The organism is Streptomyces sp. A0642 (genome assembly GCF_004795105.1).
Lineage (GTDB): Bacteria > Actinomycetota > Actinomycetes > Streptomycetales > Streptomycetaceae > Streptomyces.
In genome coordinates, this window is record NZ_SSBL01000009.1 from 122,651 (window position 1) to 142,437 (window position 19,787).

19 protein-coding genes are annotated in these 19,787 nt (G+C 71.7%); 9 read left to right on the top strand and 10 right to left on the bottom strand.

Annotation, left to right across the window (positions count from 1 at the left end; translation table 11 throughout):
- Positions 1 to 44: 44 nt before the first annotated feature.
- Positions 45 to 1,283 carry an MFS transporter gene (locus E6R60_RS18305; protein WP_136327649.1) on the bottom strand — a complete coding sequence of 413 codons (1,239 nt, stop codon included), beginning with the start codon at positions 1,281 to 1,283 and terminating at the stop codon, positions 45 to 47.
- An 87-nt stretch (positions 1,284 to 1,370) separates the two neighbouring features.
- On the opposite strand from E6R60_RS18305, the gene E6R60_RS18310 reads away from it, so the two are divergent.
- Positions 1,371 to 1,880 carry a MarR family transcriptional regulator gene (locus E6R60_RS18310; RefSeq protein ID WP_136327650.1) on the top strand — a complete coding sequence of 170 codons (510 nt, stop codon included), beginning with the start codon at positions 1,371 to 1,373 and terminating at the stop codon, positions 1,878 to 1,880.
- 81 nt (positions 1,881 to 1,961) lie between these two features.
- Here E6R60_RS18310 and E6R60_RS18315 read toward each other — a convergent pair whose 3' ends face one another.
- From E6R60_RS18315 to E6R60_RS18335, 5 genes are all read right to left on the bottom strand, one after another.
- Positions 1,962 to 2,738 carry a succinate dehydrogenase iron-sulfur subunit gene (locus tag E6R60_RS18315; RefSeq protein ID WP_136327651.1) on the bottom strand — a complete coding sequence of 259 codons (777 nt, stop codon included), beginning with the start codon at positions 2,736 to 2,738 and terminating at the stop codon, positions 1,962 to 1,964.
- On the bottom strand, positions 2,738 to 4,492 hold the full coding sequence (gene sdhA / locus E6R60_RS18320; protein WP_136327652.1) for a succinate dehydrogenase flavoprotein subunit: 1,755 nt from the start codon (positions 4,490 to 4,492) through the stop codon (positions 2,738 to 2,740). The genes E6R60_RS18315 and sdhA overlap by 1 nt, the downstream gene beginning before the upstream one ends.
- 30 nt (positions 4,493 to 4,522) lie before the next feature.
- Positions 4,523 to 4,996, bottom strand: a complete 474-nt coding sequence (locus tag E6R60_RS18325; RefSeq protein WP_136327653.1) for a succinate dehydrogenase hydrophobic membrane anchor subunit — start codon at positions 4,994 to 4,996, stop codon at positions 4,523 to 4,525.
- Positions 4,997 to 5,001: 5 nt separating this feature from the next.
- Positions 5,002 to 5,382 carry a succinate dehydrogenase, cytochrome b556 subunit gene (gene sdhC, locus E6R60_RS18330; protein ID WP_026242571.1) on the bottom strand — a complete coding sequence of 127 codons (381 nt, stop codon included), beginning with the start codon at positions 5,380 to 5,382 and terminating at the stop codon, positions 5,002 to 5,004.
- A gap of 242 nt (positions 5,383 to 5,624) precedes the next feature.
- A complete protein-coding gene (locus E6R60_RS18335; protein WP_136327654.1) occupies positions 5,625 to 6,134 on the bottom strand; it encodes a 2-oxo-4-hydroxy-4-carboxy-5-ureidoimidazoline decarboxylase in 510 nt (169 codons plus the stop codon).
- Positions 6,135 to 6,521: 387 nt separating this feature from the next.
- Between E6R60_RS18335 and E6R60_RS18340 the strand changes: the two genes are divergently transcribed.
- The 3 genes from E6R60_RS18340 to E6R60_RS18350 all read left to right on the top strand — a co-directional run bounded on the left by E6R60_RS18340 (position 6,522) and on the right by E6R60_RS18350 (position 9,781).
- Positions 6,522 to 8,135 (top strand): glycoside hydrolase family 20 protein, encoded by a 1,614-nt coding sequence (locus E6R60_RS18340; RefSeq protein ID WP_136327655.1) that lies wholly within the window; start codon positions 6,522 to 6,524, stop codon positions 8,133 to 8,135.
- 213 nt (positions 8,136 to 8,348) lie between these two features.
- Complete coding sequence (locus tag E6R60_RS18345; protein WP_136327656.1) at positions 8,349 to 9,077, top strand: DUF4328 domain-containing protein; 729 nt, start codon at positions 8,349 to 8,351, stop codon at positions 9,075 to 9,077.
- 134 nt (positions 9,078 to 9,211) lie between these two features.
- A complete protein-coding gene (locus E6R60_RS18350) occupies positions 9,212 to 9,781 on the top strand; it encodes a hypothetical protein (RefSeq protein ID WP_136327755.1) in 570 nt (189 codons plus the stop codon).
- A 48-nt stretch (positions 9,782 to 9,829) separates the two neighbouring features.
- Here the strand turns inward: E6R60_RS18350 and E6R60_RS18355 are convergent, their stop codons facing one another.
- A complete protein-coding gene (locus E6R60_RS18355; protein WP_168713637.1) occupies positions 9,830 to 10,378 on the bottom strand; it encodes a YcxB family protein in 549 nt (182 codons plus the stop codon).
- Positions 10,379 to 10,729: 351 nt separating this feature from the next.
- Between E6R60_RS18355 and E6R60_RS18360 the strand changes: the two genes are divergently transcribed.
- Together E6R60_RS18360 and E6R60_RS18365 are read left to right on the top strand one after the other, a co-directional pair.
- Positions 10,730 to 11,587 carry an RNA polymerase sigma factor gene (locus E6R60_RS18360; protein ID WP_136327658.1) on the top strand — a complete coding sequence of 286 codons (858 nt, stop codon included), beginning with the start codon at positions 10,730 to 10,732 and terminating at the stop codon, positions 11,585 to 11,587.
- The gene (locus tag E6R60_RS18365) at positions 11,587 to 12,825 is read left to right on the top strand and encodes a hypothetical protein (protein ID WP_136327659.1); all 1,239 of its coding nucleotides are present in this window, start codon (positions 11,587 to 11,589) and stop codon (positions 12,823 to 12,825) included. Before E6R60_RS18360 ends, E6R60_RS18365 begins: the two co-directional genes overlap by 1 nt.
- Before the next feature lie 195 nt (positions 12,826 to 13,020).
- On the opposite strand, the gene E6R60_RS18370 is transcribed toward E6R60_RS18365, so the two are convergent.
- Entirely contained in the window at positions 13,021 to 13,950 is a 930-nt protein-coding gene (locus E6R60_RS18370) for a L,D-transpeptidase family protein (RefSeq protein WP_136327660.1), read from the bottom strand.
- A 226-nt stretch (positions 13,951 to 14,176) separates the two neighbouring features.
- Between E6R60_RS18370 and E6R60_RS18375 the strand changes: the two genes are divergently transcribed.
- Together E6R60_RS18375 and leuE are read left to right on the top strand one after the other, a co-directional pair.
- Entirely contained in the window at positions 14,177 to 15,757 is a 1,581-nt protein-coding gene (locus tag E6R60_RS18375) for a methylmalonyl-CoA mutase family protein (RefSeq protein WP_136327661.1), read from the top strand.
- 233 nt (positions 15,758 to 15,990) lie between these two features.
- Positions 15,991 to 16,659: a leucine efflux protein LeuE gene (gene leuE, locus E6R60_RS18380; RefSeq protein WP_136327662.1), complete on the top strand. Its 669-nt coding sequence runs from the start codon at positions 15,991 to 15,993 to the stop codon at positions 16,657 to 16,659.
- Here leuE and E6R60_RS18385 read toward each other — a convergent pair.
- Positions 16,646 to 18,085, bottom strand: a complete 1,440-nt coding sequence (locus tag E6R60_RS18385; protein WP_136327663.1) for an FAD-dependent monooxygenase — start codon at positions 18,083 to 18,085, stop codon at positions 16,646 to 16,648. The genes leuE and E6R60_RS18385 overlap by 14 nt on opposite strands.
- Positions 18,086 to 18,146: 61 nt before the next feature.
- On the opposite strand from E6R60_RS18385, the gene E6R60_RS18390 reads away from it, so the two are divergent.
- Positions 18,147 to 18,794 carry a TetR/AcrR family transcriptional regulator C-terminal domain-containing protein gene (locus E6R60_RS18390; RefSeq protein ID WP_136327664.1) on the top strand — a complete coding sequence of 216 codons (648 nt, stop codon included), beginning with the start codon at positions 18,147 to 18,149 and terminating at the stop codon, positions 18,792 to 18,794.
- A gap of 7 nt (positions 18,795 to 18,801) precedes the next feature.
- On the opposite strand, the gene E6R60_RS18395 is transcribed toward E6R60_RS18390, so the two are convergent.
- On the bottom strand, positions 18,802 to 19,749 hold the full coding sequence (locus tag E6R60_RS18395; protein WP_136327665.1) for a class I SAM-dependent methyltransferase: 948 nt from the start codon (positions 19,747 to 19,749) through the stop codon (positions 18,802 to 18,804).
- Between the last annotated feature and the right edge of the window lie 38 nt (positions 19,750 to 19,787).

Below are 19,787 nucleotides of genomic sequence, written 5' to 3' on the forward strand. Positions count from 1 at the left end.
TCAAATGCTGTTGTCCGTGACTGTAGACCTCCTCTTGAACATGTTCAACCCGGGGTGCCGGTGACCGGCGTCACCGCCTGCTCCGCGGGCGCGGCCGCTGCCTTGAAGCGCCGTACGCCCGGCACGGCCGCCGTCGCCACGCAGGCCGTTCCGACCAGCAACCCCGCCACGGCGAGCGGGACTTCGGGGCCCCAGGCGGAGGCCGCGAGCGGGGCCAGGGCGTACCCGAGCGGCATCGCGCCGAGCGAGAGCAGCCAGTCGTACGACGTCACGCGGGCGAGCGCGTGCGCGGGGACGGCGGACTGGACCGCGGTCTCCCAGACCGGATTGAGGAAGCCGAGTCCGGCCAGGGCGATCCCGTACGCCACGACGGAAACGGCGACGGGCGCGTGAGCGGCGAGCAGGCAGAGCGGCAGCGCGTAGAGCGCGCCGCCCAGATTGGCGGTCAGGACGGGGCGGCGCGGCCGGGCGCGGCCGGCGACCAGGGAGCCGATCAGCAGGCCGACGGCACCGGTCTGGAGGAAGCCGACCCAGACCCCGTCGCCGCCCAGGTCGCGGAGGAAGAGGGCGGGCCCCAGCGTCATGAGGACGGCGGCCGCGCCGTTCCAGGCGGCGTGGGCGATCAGGCTGGTCCAGTACCAGTCGCGGCCCCGGACCTCGCCCCAGCCCTCCTTGAGGTCGCCGATCAGGGAGCTGCGGGTGATGGGGACGTGCCGCACCTCGATCACGGCCAGGAGTGCGGCGCTCACCGCGAAGCTCGCCCCGTCGAGGACGAAGGCCCAGCCGGGCCCCGCGGTGAACACCAGCGCGCCGGCGACGGCCGGGCCGCCGAGCCGGGCGGCACTGCTGACCACCGCCATCAGGGCGTTGGCGCGCAGCAGCCCGTCCTCGGCCACGGTGCCGCGGATCAGCGGTGAGACGGTCGGCATCGAGAAGGCGCCGGCGGCGCCGCCGATGGCCTCGGCCACGGCGATCTGCCAGAGGGCCGGCGTACCGGAGAGCAGTTCGGCGCCGACGAAGAGCTGGGTGACGCACCGGACGAGATCGGTGGTCAGGGCGACCGTGCGGGCGTTGAACCGGTCGCCCACCACGCCCCCGAGGGGCAGCAGGAGGAGCTTGGGGACCATCGCGCAGGCAAGTACCAGAGCGAGGGCCGACGTTGAGCCGGTGGCGAGGTAGACGGCGAGGGTGAGGGCGGCGGGGATCGCGGCGTCACCGAGGAGGGAGAGGCTGCGCCCGACGAAGAGGAGGCGGAAGGACCGGTGGCTTAAAGGGTGTGACATGGGCGGGAATCTATTTCGCTACCGAACTATTCGTCAACGAAATATAAGGTCCCGAAGCGTATGGGGTCCCGGCGTAGGCTGGGTCCCATGCAGCAACGCGACTGGACCGACGGCCACGTGGAGCGGTGGAAGCCGGTCCTTCCGGAACTCGACCCCGATGTCGAGGGCGCGGTGACCCGGATGAAGAAGCTCTCCGTCCATCTGCGCCGGGTACGCGAACAGTCACTGGTCGACTTCGACCTGGACCGCCAGGAGTTCGACACGCTGCACAAGCTCGCCGGCCGCGGTGGCAAGGCCGCCCCCTCCGAACTCGCCGCCGACCTCGACCTCGCGCCCGCCTCCGTCACCGGCCGGCTGGACGCCCTGGAGCGCCGCGGCTTCGTCCGCCGTACGCCGTCCGTCACCGACCGCCGTCGCGTCGACGTGGAACTGACCGACGAGGGCCGCTCCACCTGGATCGGCGCGATGGAGTTCCTCGGCAACGAGGAGGACCGGCTGCTGGGCGTCCTCGCCAAGGACGAACGCGCCCTGCTCAACGACATGCTCCGGCGCATCATGGTCGTCGCCGAGGACAAGGGCGGCGCGGGCTGGGACTGACATCCGCCCCGGCGCACGGCAAGAGGCCCCGTCCTTCGCAGTGTCACTGCGAAGGACGGGGCCTCTGGTGCGCTCGGGGGATCAGAAGCGACGCGTGATCAGCGCGCGCTTGACCTCCTGGATCGCCTTCGTGACCTCGATGCCACGCGGGCAGGCGTCCGTGCAGTTGAACGTGGTGCGGCAACGCCACACACCGTCACGGTCGTTGAGGATCTCGAGCCGCTGCTCGCCGCCCTCGTCACGCGAGTCGAAGATGAAGCGGTGCGCGTTGACGATCGCCGCCGGGCCGAAGTACTGGCCGTCGTTCCAGAACACCGGGCACGAGGACGTGCACGCGGCGCACAGGATGCACTTGGTGGTGTCGTCGAAGCGCTCGCGGTCCTCGGCGGACTGCAGGCGCTCGCGGGTCGGCTCGTTCCCCTTGGTGATGAGGAAGGGCATGACGTCGCGGTAGGCCTGGAAGAACGGGTCCATGTCGACCACGAGGTCCTTGAGGACCGTGAGGCCCTTTATGGCCTCGACCGTGATCGGCTTCTCCGGGCTCAGGTCCTTGATCAGCGTCTTGCAGGCGAGCCGGTTCTTGCCGTTGATCCGCATCGCGTCGGAACCGCAGATGCCGTGCGCGCACGAGCGGCGGAACGTCAGCGAGCCGTCGGTCTCCCACTTGATCTTGTGAAGGGCGTCGAGCACGCGCTCCTTCGGGTCGATCTCGATCTGGAAGTCCTGCCACTGGGCCTCTTCGGAGACCTCGGGGTTGAAGCGGCGGATCCGGAACGTGGCCGTGATGTACGGCGAGTCGGCGAAGCCGGCCTCGGGCTCGGGAGCCTTGTCGGCCTTTTCCAGGGTGGGGGTAGACATCAGTACTTACGCTCCATCGGCTGGTAGCGGGTCTGGACGACCGGCTTGTAGTCCAGCCGGATCGACTCGGTGCCGTCGGCGGCGACCTCGCGGTACGCCATGGTGTGGCGCATGAAGTTGACGTCGTCGCGGTTGGGGTAGTCCTCGCGGTAGTGACCGCCGCGGGACTCCTTGCGCGCCAGCGCCGAAGTCGCCATGACCTCGGCGAGGTCGAGCAGGTTGCCCAGCTCGATGGCCTCCAGCAGGTCCGTGTTGAACCGCTTGCCCTTGTCCTGGATGGACACGTTGAGGTAGCGCTTGCGCAGCTCCGCGATCTTGTCGACCGCGGTCTTGATCGTCTGCTCGGTACGGAACACCATCACGTTGGCGTCCATGCACTCCTGCAGCTCCAGGCGGATCGCCGAGACGCGCTCGGAGCCCGTGGAGTTGCGCAGCCGCTCGACCTGGTCGACGACCATCTGCGCCGGGTTCTCGGGAAGCTCGACGAAGTCGTTCTTCGCGGAGTACTCGGCGGCGGCGATGCCCGACCGGCGGCCGAAGACGTTGATGTCGAGCAGCGAGTTGGTGCCGAGGCGGTTGGCGCCGTGCACCGAGACACAGGCGACCTCGCCGGCGGCGTACAGGCCCGGGACGACGGTGGTGTTGTCGGCCAGCACCTCGCCCTCGACGTTGGTCGGGATGCCGCCCATGGCGTAGTGCGCGGTCGGCTGGATCGGGATCGGGTCCGTGTACGGCTCGATGCCGAGGTACGTACGCGCGAACTCCGTGATGTCCGGGAGCTTCGCGTCCAGCTGCTCCGGCGGCAGGTGCGTGAGGTCGAGGTAGACGTGGTCGCCCTCGGGACCGCAGCCGCGGCCCTCACGGATCTCCGTGTAGATGGAGCGGGACACGACGTCACGGGACGCGAGGTCCTTCATGACGGGCGCGTACTTCTCCATGAAGCGCTCGCCGTCCTTGTTGCGGAGGATGCCGCCCTCACCGCGGGCGCCCTCCGTCAGCAGGATGCCCATGCGCCAGATGCCCGTCGGGTGGAACTGGAAGAACTCCATGTCCTCCAGCGGCAGACCACGGCGGTACGCGGCGGCCTGGCCGTCACCGGTCAGGGTGTGGGCGTTCGACGTCACCTTGAAGAACTTGCCGGTGCCGCCGGAGGCGAAGATGATCGACTTCGCCTGGAAGACGTGGATCTCACCGGTCGCCAGCTCGTACGCGACGACGCCGGCGGACTTCTTGACCCCGTCGACCTCCTGGAGCAGCAGGTCCAGGACGTAGAACTCGTTGAAGAACTCCACACCCTCCTTGACGCAGTTCTGGTACAGCGTCTGGAGGATCATGTGGCCGGTGCGGTCCGAGGCGTAGCAGGACCGGCGGACCGGGGCCTCGCCGTGGTTACGGCTGTGGCCGCCGAAACGGCGCTGGTCGATCTTGCCCTCGGGCGTGCGGTTGAACGGCAGGCCCATCTTCTCCAGGTCGAGAACGGAGTCGATGGCCTCCTTCGCCAGGATCTCGGCGGCGTCCTGGTCGACCAGGTAGTCGCCGCCCTTGATCGTGTCGAAGGTGTGCCACTCCCAGTTGTCCTCCTCCACGTTGGCGAGCGCGGCGGCCATGCCGCCCTGCGCCGCGCCCGTGTGGGAGCGGGTGGGGTAGAGCTTGGTCAGCACGGCGGTGCGGCTGCGCTTCGTCGACTCGATGGCCGCGCGCATGCCGGCGCCGCCGGCGCCGACGATGACGGTGTCGTACTTGTGGATCTGCATGGTTTACCTCTGGTCCTTCGGGCCCGGCGCCTAGCGGATGTTCGGGTCGAAGGTGAAGATCACCAGCGTGCCCAGCAGGACGGTGAACACCGTGGCGGTGTACAGCAGCATCTTCAGCCAGAAACGGGTGTTGTCCCGTTCGGCGTAGTCGTTGATGACCGTACGGAGACCGTTGGCGCCGTGCAGCATGGCGAGCCACAGCATCGCCAGGTCCCAGACCTGCCAGAACGGCGAGGCCCAGCGGCCCGCCACGAAGGCGAAGCCGATCTTGGAGACGCCGCCGTCCAGCACGAGCTGGATCAGCAGGTGACCCAGGACCAGGACGACCAGCACGATGCCCGACAGGCGCATGAAGAGCCAGGCGTACATCTCGAAGTTGGTGCGGGAGCCCTTGGGGGTCTTGCCGGTCCGCTTGCGCGGGGGCTCGATCACGGGCGCCGGGTTGTCGGCGTCGTACAGGGCGGCGCCCTCGACGGCGCCGATCGCGGAGGTCTCGGTGGACATGGGCCTCAGCTCCCGAAGAGTTCGCGTACGGCGTGGCCGAGGACGGGGTACAGCGCCCCGAGCATCAGCACGATCCAGATGCCGAGCACGGCCCAGAGCATCTGCTTCTGAACGCGCGGGCCCTTGGCCCAGAAGTCGACTGCGACGATGCGCAGACCGTTCAGCGCGTGGAAGAGAATCGCGGCCACCAGGCCGTATTCGAGGAGGGCGACGATCGGCGTCTTGTACGTGGAAACGACGTCGTCGTACGCCTCGGGGGAGACGCGGACGAGAGCGGTGTCCAGGACATGTACGAACAGGAAGAAGAAAATGAGGACACCGGTGACTCGATGAGCCACCCAGGACCACATGCCTTCCCGGCCGCGGTACAGCGTTCCAGCCGGCACGGAAGAACCCTCCGGGAGCGGGGATTGGGGTCGGCCGGCTTGACTGTCGGTCTGACCCGGCCGGGTACGGTCCACCGGCCCCGGCCATCGTAGCGACGGTTTGTCGGTTCGATCGCGCGGGGGCCTCTGGTGTGATCAAAGTGGCAACGAATCAGGCACGGACGGGCTATGGACAGGTGCTGGGAGGCCTGTTTGCCCGCCTGTGGCACGGAATCCGCCCCTCGGTGCCCACCGCCAACCCGTTACTGACTCGATACCAGCTCGATGATGCGGCCCCGGGCGAGTCGCCGCATCTCGTCGGCCGTCACCACCCGCTCGTGCTCGGGCTCGTGTCCCAGCCGGGCCCGGATGCCGGCCAGCACCTGATCGGGGTGTTCCGCGGGCCGGAAGCCGTCCAGGCAGATCACGAAGACATGGCCGAACCGGGACTCGTACGCGGCGTGCGCGGCGGCCAGCGCGAGGTGGGCGGCGTGCGGCGCGTCCGGGTGCAGGCCGGGGGCGGCCTCGGCGGCCAGCGCCTCGGCGCGGTCGGCGGGGGAGAGGTCGTAGCAGGCCTCGTCCACGGCGGCCAGCAGCGCGTCCAGGTCCGGGTAGGGGCGGTGGGCGGCCAGCCGTTCGGCCCAGCGCGGGCTGCCGTAGCACTCCAGCAGCACGGCCTCGGCCTCGTCGGCGGGGGCGGCGTTGAACCGCGGCAGGCCCGACGGGCCCCGCGCGGCGCGGCCGGGCGCGGATCCGCAGCTCTGTACGGGCACGGCGGTGCGGCGGGCGGACCGGGGCGGCTGCGCGGGGAGGCCGGCGTGGGACTCGCTGGACCTGGACAGCGTGGGCTCCTGGAATCAACGGCATCTGTGAACCTGGAGTGGGGAGGGACCGGAGAGACCAGGTGGATGCAGGGTGAAGGGAGAGACGAATGTGCCTCAAAGCTAGCGACGCTGGGCAACGGCCGTCCGACGGATGCGCGAATTTCACCCGGACGAGAGAGTTTCACGACGGCTGAGGGCTGGATGGTCGAGGAGAATGCCCGGCTATCTCCCCCCATCCACTGTCTTCGCCCTGTTTCCCCCGCTTCTCCTGCTTCTCTGTTTCCCCCTGCTTCTTCCGCTTCCCCTGTTCCCCTTTGCACCGGAGGTTTCTGACTGATGGCACCTTCACGCGGCGCCCTCATGGCCGTTGCGGCGGTCGCCGCAGCGACCGTCGCCGTCGCCGCCTGCGACGACTCCGGCACCGAACACGGCAACGGATCCGAGACGACGTCCCGCCCGGCGTCGTCCCCGTCGTCGCCGTCCGCGTCCCCCAAGCCCTCCCCGACCCGGAGCTACCCGCTCTCCAAGGCGCCACGCACCATCCCTTCCGTACGCGAACACACCCCCGCCCGCGGCCCCGGCTGGCAGCCCGGGAAGGACAGCGCCGTGGTGATCGGCAAGGGCGACAAGGTCCTCGCCGACGAGGGGCGGCTGCTCGCCGGTGAGCTGAAGATCCACTATCGGGGTGAGGCACAGGCCCGTGCGGGTGACGTGGAGCTGGCGCTGAACCCGAAGGACCGCGGCGGGCCGGAGTCGTACGCCCTGCGGACCCGCGACGGACGCGTCACGATCACCGGTCCCACCGACGCGGGTGTCTTCTACGGAACCCGCACCCTCAAGCAGTCCGTGCGGGCCGACGGCACCATGCCCGAGGGGGAGGTCAGTGACCGGCCCGCCCGCCCGCAGCGCGGTCTCAACCTCGACATCGCGCGCAAGCACTACACCGCCGGCTGGATCGAGGACCGGCTGCGCAGCATGGCCGATCTCAAGCTCAACCAGCTCGGCCTGCACTTCTCCGACGACCAGGCCTTCCGCATCGCCTCGGACACGCACCCCGAAGTGGTGTCGCCCGAGCACCTGACCAAGGCCGAGGTGCGGCACATCGTGGCCCTGGCCGGCCGGCTGCACATCGAGGTCGTCCCCGAGATCGACTCGCCCGGCCACCTCGGGGCGGTCCTGCGCGCCCACCCCGAGCTCCAGCTGTACAACGTCTCGGGCGTGCCCTCCAAGGGGTCGCTCGACATCTCGAAGCCGGGCGCGGCGAAACTCGTCGACGAGCTCCTCGGCGAGTACACCGAGCTGTTCGGGGGCGCCTTCTGGCATCTGGGCGCCGACGAGTACCAGGCACTCACGGTGAGCAGCCCCGCCGCCTCGTACCCACAGCTCCAGCGCGCGGCCGTGGCGAAGTACGGAGCGCAGGCCGGCATCGAGGACCTCGCCACCGGCTGGCTCAACGACCGTGCGGCGGTGGTCCGGCCGCACGGCATGAAGCCCAAGGCATGGAACGACGGCCTCTTCCGCGACAGCACCGTCCGGGCCGACAAGGACATCGAGATCGAGTACTGGACGGGCAAGGAGTACGGCGCGCGGCCGCCGGAGCAGTACCTGCGCGAGGGGTACAAGATGCTGAACCTCAACGACGAGTTCCTCTACTACGTGCTCGGCCAGCCCAACGCCTTCGTCTACCCCACCGGCAAGCGCATCTACGAGCAGTGGACCCCCCTCGTGCTGCGGGGCACGACCCCCGTCCCCTCGAAGTACTCGGACCAGATCCTCGGCGGCCGGTTCGCGGTCTGGGGCGACTTCCCGAACGCCCAGACCGCGGCCCAGGTGGCCGAGGGCATCCGGATGCCGCTGCGGGCGACGTCCCAGAAGCTGTGGGACCCGGACAAGCCGGCGCTGAGCTGGGAGGGGTTCAAGGCACTGGCGAAGGAGATCGACCAGGGCTGAGAGCCATGGGCCCATGGACAGCGCGGCGAGCGGGGGCTACGTTCCGCTTGCCGCGCGATCCGGGGAGGGACGCGCGCTCCATGCGCTGACATCCAAACCCTGGGGGGTTCCACTTCCATGCACTGCTCACTCTGCGGTACGAGACCGGCCACGACCGCCGACGGGCGGTGCGCGCTGTGCGCAGCCACCCGCCGGTCACGGCCGGGCGGCCTGATGCCGACGCCGGCGGGGCCGGCGCCGCTGAGCTCGCTGCGCTCCCCGGTCGGGATCGGCAAGGCGGTGTGCGTGCTGCTCGGCGCGGTGGCCGTGGCCGACGTGGCGTCGATCGCCGCCGGCGGCTACGCCCGCCAGGTGTACGACACGGCCATGGCCGGCGACTTCCTCATGTTCGACGATGCGCGCGCGGACCGCGCCGACGCGCTGTACCAGGCGTCGGGCTCGCTGCGCATGCTGCTGTTCCTGGCCACCGTCGTCGTCTTCCTCGTCTGGTTCCGCCGGGTGCGGCTCAACGCGGAGGTGTTCGACGCGTACGCCCACACGCTGCGGCCCGGCTGGGCGATCGGCGGCTGGTTCGTCCCCCTCGGGAACCTCTGGCTGCCCCACCGCGTCGCGAGCGGCGTCTGGACCGCGAGCTCGCCGGGCGGCAGCCACCGGCCCCCGGCCCCTAGCGGGCTGCTGCACGCCTGGTGGGCGGCGCTGCTGTGCTCGGAGTTCCTCTCCCGGCTCCAGGGGCGGCTGTACCCGGACGCCGTGGAGCGGGACGCGGTCCTGCGCTCCTTCGACGTGGGCATGGTCGCCGACATGATCGACATCGCCGCCGCCGTACTCGCCGTTCTGTTCGTGCGGCGGCTGACCGCGATGCAGAGCGAACGGGCGGCGGAGCGGGCCTCCACCGTCCCGCCGCTCCCCGTGGAGCGGGCGGACTGGGGCCGGTCGCACTGACGCACCGGTACGTGAGGGTCGGTATTCAGACTCCTTGAGTGACGCTTTTCGGCCATTCGGCGCTGAACGCGATAAGAGGAAGCGCTGCCTCCCCGTGCATGACCGAGCACGGAGAGGGCCGACGGGAGACGCCGATGAGCCTGCTGGAACTGATCGCCGCCGCTGACGCACGCGGGCTCGCCGCGAGCGGGGCCGCCTGCCTCGACCGCTGCCTGCCACAGCCGGCGGAGGGGGCCGACCCGGATCCCCTCCGCCCCCTCTGGGCCGGCTGCGCCGACCCCCGGGACTGGCAGGACCGGCTGACCGAGGCACGGGCCGCGCTGGACGGCCTGCCCGGTGCGCCGGAGAACCTGCTGCGGATCGCCGAGCTCCTCGGCGAGGCGCCGGCGGACCGGTCGGGCGAGGAACTGCGCACCTGGGCGGACGCCTGCTCGGTGCTCGCCCTCGACATCCACCGCGCGCACGACGCCGCACGCGCCGACGCCGCGGAGCTGGTGGAGCGCTGCCGGGCCGGCGATCCGGCGGGGGCGGGGCCGCTGCTGTCCGGCGAGGCCGCCCGGCAGGTCAGGATCCTGGAGATGCTGGCCGAGATCGGGGACGGCGCCCCCACGGGTGCGGGACTGCGTCAGGTCATGGACGTGTCGACCGAGGGTCAGCGGGTCCTGCGCGCCGCCGCCTCGCGACGGGCCCGGGTGCGGGGCTGAGCGGGCGCCCCTGTCAGGGGCGCCCGCCATGCGATGCCGTTGCTCGTGTCATCCGTGCGCGCGACGACCGGGCGATGACGCGCCCGGGAGACGGCCGGTCATCAGGTCCCGGAGCCGGTCCGCGTCCTGGGGGTCGTCGAGGCCGCGTTTGGGCAGGACCAGGACTCCGGTTCCCCAGATGTCCGGCGTGAGCAGCACGAAGACCCGCCGGCTCTCGACGCAGCGTCCGTAGAACTGCCAGCCGGTCTCGTTCGTGTGCCGTTCGGTGACGGTCCTGATGCCGGACGGATCGATGGTCACGCGGTGTTCGCCCAGGTGGCGGGCGTAGCCGAGCAGGGCCAGGGCCATCAGCCATCGGAAGACGACCAGCAGGAGGCAGGCGATCAGGAGGAACCTCCACACGCCCGCGCTCACGGAATCCACGCCCCTGGTCAGCAGGTTGGCGACGATCACGAAACCGAGGAAGGCGGCCAGCGTCCACAGAACGCGGTGACACCACCGGCCGGCCGGGCTGTGCCGCATCTGGAGCTTCAGCCCGTCGGAGATCTCCCGCCACGTCACCACGTACGTCAGTCGCACCGGAGTGTCAGCGGCCATGCGCCCTCCCTGGATCTCGTCGGGCGGGGGCCTGCCCCGCTGGACGACCCGTGGTGTCGTACGCCCGCTCCGCAAGCCCGTCGCCCGGACGGCCGCCAAGAACGACGACCGGGGCCGCCACCCCCCACAGGAGAGGCCCCGGTCGTCTTCCGCGGGGCCGCAGGACGACCCCGTACTCATCTCAGCGCCGTGCGTGCGTTTTCTGTCACACCGGGGGTAGGCGGCGGAATGTTGCGGGTTGTACAAGTCATGGACGTGACGCCCGCGAAGGACGTAGCGTGCTGAGTCGCGCAGGGTGGCGCGGCAGTGGTGACCAGCTGCGATTCAGGACAGCAGGGCAGGGTTGAGGGAGTGCTGGGGGACGACGCGGGGCTTACCGCCGCGGTGCTCGCGGCGCAGGACGGGGACGAGGACGCCTTCCGTACTGTGTACCGCGCTGTGCAGCCGCGGCTGCTGGGCTACATACGGACGCTCGTGGGGGAGCCGGACGCCGAGGACGTGGCGTCCGAGTCGTGGCTGCAGATAGCCAGGGACCTCGACCGGTTCAGCGGTGACGCCGACCGGTTCCGGGGCTGGGCGGCGCGGATAGCGCGCAACCGTGCCCTGGACCATCTGCGCATGCGCGGCAGGCGGCCCGCCGGGGGCGGGGACGAGACGGAGCTGCAGGAGAAACCGGCCGGGTCCGACACGGCCGAGGAGGCGATCGAGGCGCTGGCCACCGGCCGCACCATGTCGCTCATCGCCCAGCTGCCGCAGGACCAGGCCGAGGCGGTGGTGCTGCGCGTGGTGGTCGGTCTCGACGCCAAGAGCGCCGCGCAGACGCTGGGCAAGCGGCCCGGCGCCGTCCGCACCGCCGCGCACCGCGGGCTCAAGCGGCTCGCCGAACTGCTGCGCGCGGACGTCGTGGAGGGTGTGGACGACGAGGGAGCGGACGGCGCGGACGGGGACGGGCGCGCGACCGGTGGAGGCGGCCCGGCGGCGGCCGTTCCCGCGGAAGGGAGCGGTCCGGGCGCCGACGGACCGGTCGGCGGAGTCGGTGCTCCCCGGGGGCCGGCCGACGGTTCGGCCCCGGCGCGGTTGCCCCAGGACAGCGGGACGGGCCGGACGGCGGAACTCGGCGCCGTCCCCGCGCAACGCCCCTCCCGCACCGGCCTGGTGGCGCCCGCCGGTGTGACGCATTCGCGTCTGTGGACGCAGAAGGACATGTGATGGCCGACGAGCAGCACGAATGGCTTGACGAGGAAGCGGCGGAGAAAATGCTCCGACGCCAATCGGTCGACCCTGTCGGCGGCCGGCCCCGGCAAGGAGCCGAGGGACACGAAGCCGGCGGGCGCGAGGCCGAGGTGCTCGCGGCCGCCCTGGACGCATTGGCCCGCACCGCCCGCCCCGCCGTCGGTGAACTGCCCGGAGAGGCCGCGGCACTGGCCGCCTTCCGCGCCGCCCGCCCGGCCGCCGTCCGCACCACCGCCGTGTCCGCAGCGGCGGATCCGGTGCGGGCCGTCCGGTCCGCGGAGGCGGACGACCCGCCCGGATCCGGGGTGCTCGCCCCCGTGCACATCCGTGCGGCCGGCGCCGGTACGGCGTGCAGGTCCGCGGATTCCCGGGGCCCGCGCCCCATGCGCTGGAGCCGGCCCATCCGCTTCGGCCTGGTCGCCTCCCTCGCGTGCTGCGCGATCGGCGGGGTGGCGGTGGCCGCCGGGACCGGGGTGCTTCCCGTTCCCTTCGGCCGGCACGTGCCCGCGCCCGCCACCTCGGTGTCGGCGGCCGCGTCCCCCGAGGAACTGGGCTCCGGCCTTCCCACCGACGACGAGACGTCCGCACCGCCGCCCGGATCCCGGGCCGACGGCGCCGCTTCACCGGACGCGCCCGGCACGGCCCCGACCGGCGGCCCGAAGATCGGCCGCACCGACGAGGGCGGACACACGACCGACGCGGGCGGCCGAGTCGGCGACGGCACGGGCGGCACACCGTCCGGCGGCGCCGAGGACGACCCGTCGGGTGGCGTCGACGCGACAAAGGGCCAGGACGGCGGCCGGGACAGCGGCCACGACAGCGGCCAGGACACCGGTCAGGACGGCGCCACCGAGGACAAGTCGTCCGCCTGGTACGCCAAGACCCTCAAGGCCTGCCGCGACTACCGCGACGGCAAGCTCGACGACAAGCGCAGAAGCCGCCTCGAAGCGCTGGCCAAGGGAGCCCGCAACCTCGACCGCTTCTGCGACCGGATGATCGCCCAGGCCGACGGCAAGAGCGGTGACGCCCAGAACGGCGACGGCGAGACCGGCGGCGGCGACCCGTCCGGGAACGGCGGTGCGTCCGGCGGCTCGGGCGCCCTGCCGTCGATCGGCTTCTCCACCGCTTCCCCGGATCCCACGACGGCCGCCGGTTCTCCGGCTTCCGGGGACGCGCACTCCCCGGTGCCGGCGCCCTCCCTCGCGGCGCGCTGACGGCCCGGACCCGCGGCCCGTACCGCCCCACCGCCACCGGGTGTGACGTTTTTCGGCCCGCCGACGCAGTAGTGAGTGAGCCGACTGGTCATCGGCAGCGCCCGGAGCCGGGGTTCCCCCCGTACCTACGGCTCGGCGCAACGGCGCGGGCGGGACACGTTCCCCCGGTCCCGCCCGCGCCCCTCATCCACGACCTCAGTAGACGACGACCTTGTCGCCGTTGCGGACCTGGTCGAACAGCGAGGCGATCTTCGCCTCGTCCCGGACGTTGACGCAGCCGTGCGAGGCGCCGCTGTAGCCGCGGGCCGCGAAGTCCGACGAGTAGTGCACCGCCTGACCGCCGCTGAAGAACATCGCGTACGGCATGGCCGTGTGGTAGATCGACGACACGTGGTGGCGGGACTTCCAGTAGACGGAGAAGGTGCCTTCGCGGGTCGGCGTGTACTGCGAGCCGAACCGCACGTCCATCGACGAGAGAACCGTGCCGTCCTTCATCCAGGACAGCGTCCGGCTGTTCTTGCTGATGCAGATCACCCGGCTCGTCATGCAGCGCTTGTCCGGCTTCGCGGCCGGGCGGGTGGTCGGCGGGTTCAGCTCCGCGGCCGTCGGCGGGCGCGTCATCCCGAGCAGCTTCTGCCAGGTGACGGAGTCCGTCCTCCCCGTGCGGGACAGTCCGCGCTTGCCCTGGAAGGACTGCACGGCGGCGACCGTGACGGAGCCGTAATAGCCCGTGGGGCTGCGGTCGAAGTGGCCGATCTGACGCAGCCGGGCCTGGAGCTCGCGTACCCGCTCGCCCTGCGAGCCGGTCGCCATCAGCACCTCGGCCCGCGGAGCGGCCGACGGCGTGGACTCGGTCGTCCTCGGTGGGGCCTTCGGCTTCGTGCTCGGCTCGGAGCTCGCGGAGGGCGTCGCCGATCGCGTCCCGTCCGCGCCGGGCTTGCCGTCGTCGGCCGGTGAACTCGCCGGCGGTGCGGACGGTCCGGCCGACGCGCTGCCGGCGGGCTCCGCCCTGCATCCCGCGGTGACCGCGACCAGCGCCAGTACGGCGACGGCGGCGGACGCCGTTCCCGCGCCCCGGCCGCCTCCGTCCGCGTGGCCGCGCCCGGTCCTGCTGCTGCGTATCATCTCGGCCCCCTGAACCTGCGTTGTCTCATGGGACGGATTCCCGCTCTGCCCGGTTGCCGAATCCTGCGCATGATGGGAAAGCGGCACCGAGGACGGGAGGATGTCAGGCATCAGGGGCTGTGAGCAAGGTCCCGGCCGGGCTCCCTCCCACGCTTCGGGCCCTGCGGCTACAGTCCGTCGCGAGGCGTCGGGTGACCCATGAGCAGCTCCAGCGGGAGGCAGGCAAATGACGCGCGAGTCGGAATCGGGACTGCCGATCGAGCCGGTCTACGGACCGGACGCGCTCGACGGATGGGACCCCGTCGAGAAGCTGGGCGAGCCGGGCGCCTACCCCTTCACGCGCGGTGTGTACCCGACGATGTACACCGGACGCCCGTGGACGATGCGCCAGTACGCCGGCTTCGGTACGGCCACCGAGTCCAACGCCCGGTACAAGCAGCTCATCGCCAACGGCACGACGGGCCTGTCCGTCGCCTTCGACCTGCCCACCCAGATGGGCCACGACTCCGACGCCAAGATCGCGTCCGGTGAGGTCGGCAAGGTCGGGGTGGCGATCGACTCGCTCGACGACATGCGCGTCCTGTTCGACGGGATCCCGCTGGACCAGGTCTCCACGTCCATGACGATCAACGCCCCCGCCGCCCTCCTGCTCCTGCTCTACCAGCTCGTCGCGGAGGAGCAGGGCGTCGAGGCGCGGCAGCTCACGGGCACCATCCAGAACGACGTGCTCAAGGAGTACATCGCCCGGGGCACGTACATCTTCCCGCCGGCCCCCTCGCTGCGGCTGACCGCAGACATCTTCCAGTACTGCCGGGCCGAGATCCCGAAGTGGAACACCATCTCCATCTCCGGTTACCACATGGCCGAGGCCGGGGCCTCGCCCGCGCAGGAGATCGCCTTCACGCTCGCGGACGGCATCGAGTACGTCCGTACCGCCGTCGCGGCCGGCATGGACGTCGACGACTTCGCCCCGCGGCTGTCCTTCTTCTTCGTCGCGCGTACGACGCTCCTGGAGGAGGTCGCCAAGTTCCGCGCCGCCCGGCGGATCTGGGCGCGGGTCATGAAGGAGGAGTTCGGGGCCGAGAACCCGAAGTCGCTGATGCTGCGGTTCCACACCCAGACCGCGGGCGTCCAGCTCACCGCCCAGCAGCCCGAGGTCAACCTGGTGCGCGTCGCGGTGCAGGGACTGGCCGCGGTCCTGGGCGGCACGCAGTCCCTGCACACCAACTCCTTCGACGAGGCGATCGCGCTTCCCACTGACAAGTCCGCCCGTCTCGCCCTGCGCACCCAGCAGGTCCTGGCGTACGAGACGGACGTGACGGCCACCGTCGACCCGTTCGCGGGCAGTTACGTCGTGGAGAAGATGACGGACGACGTCGAGGCCGCGGCCCTGGAGCTGATGCGCAAGGTCGAGGACATGGGCGGGGCGGTCCACGCCATCGAGCGCGGCTTCCAGAAGAACGAGATCGAACGCAGCGCCTACCGGGTCGCCCTGGAGACGGACAGCGCCGAGCGGGTCGTCGTCGGCGTCAACCGCTTCCGGCTCGACGAGGAGGAGCCGTACGAGCCGCTCCGTGTCGACCCGGCGATCGAGGCCCAGCAGGCAGCCCGGCTGGCGAAGCTCCGCGCCGAACGCGACCAGGGAGCGGTGGACGCGGCGCTGACGGCGCTGCGCAAGGCGGCCGGGGGCACGGACAACGTGCTCTACCCGATGAAGGACGCGCTGCGGGCCCGGGCCACGGTGGGCGAGGTGTGCAATGCGCTCCGGGAGGTCTGGGGGGCGTACGTGCCGACGGACGCCTTCTGAGGCGCCCGCGCGGGCCGGCGCCCGATCTTCCGCCGTGTGTCAGGGGCGCTGGACGGGCCCCCGGAGCGGCGCGTACGCACCACCAGCGCGGGACCCCGCTCCTCGCCCCCGACGAGGCCGGCGCGGAGACGAAGCCCCCGCCGGCCGGCTGCCCGACGGCGACGGGGTCCGAGGAAGGCGCGTACCGGAGCCCCCTCCTCGGAGTGTCGTACCCGCGTGCGAGACTCCGTCTCATGCTGGGTGTCACCGACCTTCCGACCTACCTCGCCGGCCTCGTGCTGATCGTGCTGCTGCCGGGGCCGAATTCGCTGTACGTGCTGTCCGTCGCCGCCCGGCGCGGGGTGCGGACCGGCTATGTGGCCGCGGCCGGGGTGTGGACCGGGGACACCGTGCTGATGACGCTGTCCGCGCTCGGGGCCTCGTCCCTGCTGCAGACGACGCCCGTGCTCTTCGCCGTGGTCAAGTTCGCCGGTGCGGGCTATCTGACCTGGCTGGCCATCGGGATGCTGCGCGCCGCGGTGTCGATGTGGCGTGAGCGGCACCGCCGGGTGGCGGAGCTCACGGGCGAGGCCGCGGAGGGGGCCGGAGCGGCGGCCGCGATGGAACGGCCGTACCGGCGGGCGCTGGTGGTCAGCCTGTTCAACCCGAAGGCGATCCTGTTCCTGATCTCGTTCTTCGTCCAGTTCGTCGACCCGGCCTACGCCTACCCGGCGCTCTCCTTCCTGGTGCTGGGCACTCTGCTCCAGATCGCCAGCTTCCTGTACCTGTCGATGCTGATATTCGGCGGCACCCGGCTGTCCGCCGCGTTCCGCCGCCGCAAGCGGCTGTCGGCGGGGGCCACCTCGGCGGCGGGCGTGCTGTTCCTCGGGTTCGCGGCGAAGCTCTCCCTCAGCAGCGTCTGAGGTCCGGGACGAGGCCCAGCCGTGCGGCGTACTCGGCGAGCCCGGCGGTGTCCTCTGCGGCCCAGCCGACATAGCCGTCCGGCCGGATGAGGAACAGCCCCTTGCCGTACGCCTCGCAGGCATCCGTGCGGTGCACCCGCGCGGCCTGTCCCGCGAACTCGGGCAGCGGCGCGTCGGTGCCGACCGCCAGGAGCGTGAAGTGCGGACCCCGGAAGACGTCGAACAGCCTCCGGTCTCCCGCGGGTCCGTCGGGGGCCCGGTCGCCGGCCTCCAGGACGCCCGCGCGCCCCGTCGACAGCGGCCCCTCGCGGTAGCCGATGCCGAGCTGCTGGGCGGCCGCGCCGCGCTCCTGCTCGCCGCGGTGGATACGGGTGGACAGGCCGAGCACCTCCGCGGCGACCGGGCGGCGCTCCTCCTCGTAGCTGTCGAGCAGCGCGGCGGGCGCCCCGTGGCGCAGCACCTGGCCGAGCTTCCAGCCCAGGTTGTACGCGTCCTGCACGCTGGTGTTGAGCCCCTGGCCGCCCGCGGGGGAGTGGACGTGGGCGGCGTCCCCGGCCAGGAAGACCCGCCCGTCGCGGAACCGGTCGGCGAGCGCGGCGCGCGGCCGGAAGTCGGAGGACCAGAGCACGTCGGTGACGTCCTGGGCGCCGAGGTGGGTCCGCTCGGCGATGACGGCGCGGACACCGTCCGGGGTGGTGTCCGGCTCACCCTCCTTGTACTGGGCGACCAGCTGGAAGTCCGCGGTGCCGGGCAGCGGGCACAGCGCGAGGTATCCGGCCTCACTGTTCATCATGTGCCAGTTGTGCCGGTCGAGGGCGGCCCCGGCGATCCGCACGTCGGCCACCAGCATCGGCACCGGGTCCACCGTCTCCCCGGTCATCGTGATGCCCAGGGCCCGCCGCACGGTCGAGCGGCCCCCGTCCGCCGCCACGAGGTAGGAGGCGCGCACCGGGCCTGTGCCGAGCTGCGCGGTCACTCCGTCGGCGTCCTGGGCGAGGCCGGTCAGCGCGGTCGAGAACGCCACGTCGCCACCCAGTTCGCGCAGCCGGGCCAGCAGGATCTCCTGGGTACGCCACTGCGGCATCAGCCACGGCTCCCCGTACGGCTCCGCGTCCGTCGGGGCCGCGACCCGGAACATGTGGTGCTCGCCCCTCCGCTCACCGCCCTGCCACACCATCCCGACCGGCGCGGGCCCGCCGTGCTCGCGGACGGCGTCGCCGACGCCGAGGTCGTCGAGGACCTCGCGGGTGCGGGGCTGGATGCCCTTGCCGCGCGAGCCGGGGAAGAGCGCGGGCGCCTGCTCGACGAGGACCGCGGGGACGCCGCGCCGGGCCAGGTCGCAGGCGAGGGCGAGGCCGCACGGGCCCGCTCCGACGATGAGGACGGAGGTCTCCGTCACACGTTCCTTAACGCTGTTAAGTTCCATGCCGAGGAGTGTGTGCTTAACGGTGTTAAGTTGTCAAGGGCGGGGCTGTTAACTTGGCGGGGTGGGTACGACGAAGATCGACCGGTCCCAGGTGGCCGACACGGCGCTGCGGCTGCTGAACGAGGTGGGCCTGGACGGGCTCAGCCTGCGCGCCATCGCCCGGGAGCTGGACGTCAAGGCGCCCGCCCTGTACTGGCACTTCAAGGACAAGCAGGCGCTGCTCGACGAGATGGCCACGGTGATGTACCGCCGGATGCTCGACGAGGGCCTGCCGGGCCCGACGCCGGAGCGCTGGCAGGACCAGCTCGTCGCGTACAACAGGGGGCTGCGCCGTGCCCTGCTGCGCTACCGCGACGGGGCGAAGGTCTACGGCGGGGCGCAGTTCACCGGAACCGACCACGCGGAGGGGCTCGAAGGCCATCTGCGGACCATGGTCGACGCGGGCTTCGAGCTGTGGCAGGCCGTCCGCGCGGGCACCACCGCGTACTCCTACACGATGGGCTTCGTCAGCGAGGAACAGGGCGTGCGCCCTACGCCGGGCCGGCCGCGCGAGGGCTTCGACATCGGTGAACGGGCGGAGCGCATGGCCCGCTACCCGCTGGCCGCCGCGGCCGGAGAGGAGATCTTCGCCCACTACGAGGAGCGTTTCGAGGACGGCCTTCAGCTGATCGTCGCGGGCATCGAGGCCCGGTACGGGGTGGGAGGGTGAGGCGGCGTCACTCCGCCCGCAGGTACGCCGACGTCGAAACGCGCCCCAGCAGCCGCAACCGGGACGAGCCGTCGGCCAGGTGCTTGTCCAGGGCCTCCTGGACGCCCGGCCAGGACGCGTCGCCGTAGTCGTCGATCACCACGATGCCGCCCGGGGCGACGATCTCCTCGACCCACTCCAGGTCGGCGGCCACCCCCTCCATGGAGTGGTCGCCGTCCACGACGATCACTCCGTACTCCCGGTCCGTGACCTCGGCGCGCACCTCGGGATCCGCGGAGAACCCCTGCCTGATACGGGGGTGGTGCGTCGAACCCGCCCCGGTCAGCGCGAGGTTGGCCCGCACGACGTCCTCGCGCACGGGTGTGCCCGTGGGGTCGGCGGGCTGGGACGTGCCCGGCTGGAGCTGCCGGCCGGCCAGCGGATCGACGATCGTCAGGTCCGGCTCGATGCCCGCCCGGTGCACCATCCGGGTCAGCGCCGCCGCGAACAGCCCGTACAGCGTGCCGATCTCCAGGATGCTCCCGTTGGGCGGGGCGAGCAGCGGCACCGTCGCCAGCTTGCCGCACACATTCGACGTGGACCCGGCCAGCCGGCCCACGCCGAGCGCCTCCAGCGCCACCACGGTCCGGTAGGCGGCGACGACACTGCGCCGGGCCGTCGCCCCGTCACCGTTCAACGCGCTGATCTGGACGACCAGTTCGTCGATCTCCCAGGCGGGCGGAATCCGGTGCGCGCCCCGCCCCGTGCCGTCCAGCAGCAGCCCCAGCGCGTACTGGCTCCCCCGCAGACCGTCGGTGCCCCGGCGCATCTCGTCGGCCTCCCGCCGCAGTACGGCGAGCTCGCTCCGCAACGGCTCGGCGGCGCGTTCGACCCGCAGCCGGATACGGCGGTCGATGAGGGTGAGGGCGGGGCGCAGGGCGCGCTTCGTCAGGCGGTTGTTCAGAAGGGAGGGCATGGCTGGGAACGTACGCGCGCGGAACGGGCCCTTCCCAC